We start from the raw sequence: 1646 nt of genomic DNA, 5'->3' as shown, positions 1-1646 counted from the left end.
GACAGAGAGGCTACGCTTCATGGTTTATTTGAGGAACAGGCATTCTGGACCCCTGAACATACGGCATTGGTATCTGGCGATATACGTCTTTCTTATCGTGATCTTAATGAAAAGGCTAATCAGCTTGCCCATTATCTGATTCAGCATTATGATATCCGTCCTGATGAACTTATCCCTATTTGTTTTAACCGTTCAGAAAAGATGCTAATAGGGATTTTAGGTATTTTAAAAGCAGGCGGAGCTTATGTTCCTCTTGATCCTGGCTATCCTGCAGATAGACTGGGTCATATCCTGAATGATACAGGGGCTCGCCTTGTTCTTGCAGAAGAAGAGACCGTATCAAAGCTGGATGAATATGTTTCCGCAATTGTTAAGAAAGGACCCGTGATTTTAAATCTGGATGATGCAGAGGCAGCAGACGGAATTCAAAAATATTTTAGAAAAAATCCTGTTACCGGAGTAAGATCCAACCATCTGGCTTATGTTATTTATACCAGTGGAACAACAGGTAGGCCTAAAGGTGTGATGATTGAGCATAGCGGTGTAGTGAATCTTGTAAGTTTTATGACACAGTCCCACCGCTTTAATGAATATACAAATGTGGGCTGTTATTCGAATTATGTTTTTGATGCTTTTGTCAATGAGGTATTTCCTGTGCTTTGCCACGGTAATACGCTTTGGCTGTTCAGTAACGAACAAAGGACCTGTGTAGCAGAACTTAACCATTATATAAAAGCAAATGGAATAGAGGTGTCATTTATTCCTCCTGTATTATTGAAGGATCTTCTTGCTGATACGGAACTAAAATTGATTTTCGCTGGCGGAGAGAGCTTTCCTGATATTGGCAGTAGCTGCTATAAGGATATTATTTTCCTTAATGAATATGGTCCTACGGAAACAACAGTATGTGCGACCGTTCATCATTATGATGAAGATGGTAATCCTCTTAATATCGGGCGCCCTATTGATAATGTTTCGGTGTATGTTCTGGATTCCTATTTACGTCCTGTTCCTATTGGAGCAGTCGGAGAGCTGTATATAGGTGGAGTTGGAGTATCAAGAGGATATTTAAATCTTCCTGAGCTTACTGCAGAGCGCTTTTTATCTAATCCCTTTCAGACTGAGCAGGAAAAAGCATCAGGTTATAATGGACGGATTTATAAAACCGGTGATCTTGCGCGTATCCTTCCAAACGGTGATCTGGAATATCTGGGTCGTAACGACTCACAGATCAAGATTCGTGGTTACCGGATTGAGCCCGGGGAGATTGAGACAGCTCTTCTTGAGTTAAGTGGTATTCGTCAGGCAGTAGTGGAGTGCAGGCTGAACAGTATGGGTTTAAAGTACCTTGCTGCTTACTATGTTTCAGAGAATCCGCTTGACTCCGGAGATATTTCAGTGTTATTATCGGAAGTTCTTCCTGATTATATGGTTCCTTCGGCTTATGTCCATTTGAAAGCATTACCTGTTACGATCAACGGGAAAGTTGACAGAAAAGCATTACCAGAACCTTTATTTACAGGAGAGATGGAATATGTAAGTCCTCAGACGCCTTTACAGGAGTTGCTGGTGGAGATTTACGGAGAAATGCTAGGTCTAGATTCAGATCATATCAGTATCCATGATGATTTTTTCCGATTGGGAGG

1 protein-coding gene is annotated in these 1646 nt (G+C 41.3%); it reads left to right on the top strand.

Translation table 11 applies throughout. The features are described 5' to 3' along the window. Nucleotides 1–1646, top strand: a 1646-nt coding sequence (locus tag FN817_RS22965) for a non-ribosomal peptide synthetase (RefSeq protein ID WP_142719945.1), incomplete at both ends; no start/stop codon positions are given.

It is taken from the genome of Chryseobacterium rhizoplanae (genome assembly GCF_900182655.1).
GTDB lineage: Bacteria > Bacteroidota > Bacteroidia > Flavobacteriales > Weeksellaceae > Chryseobacterium > Chryseobacterium rhizoplanae.
Note: the sequence above shows the minus strand (reverse complement) of the source record. Positions and strands in the feature narration are given on the sequence as shown.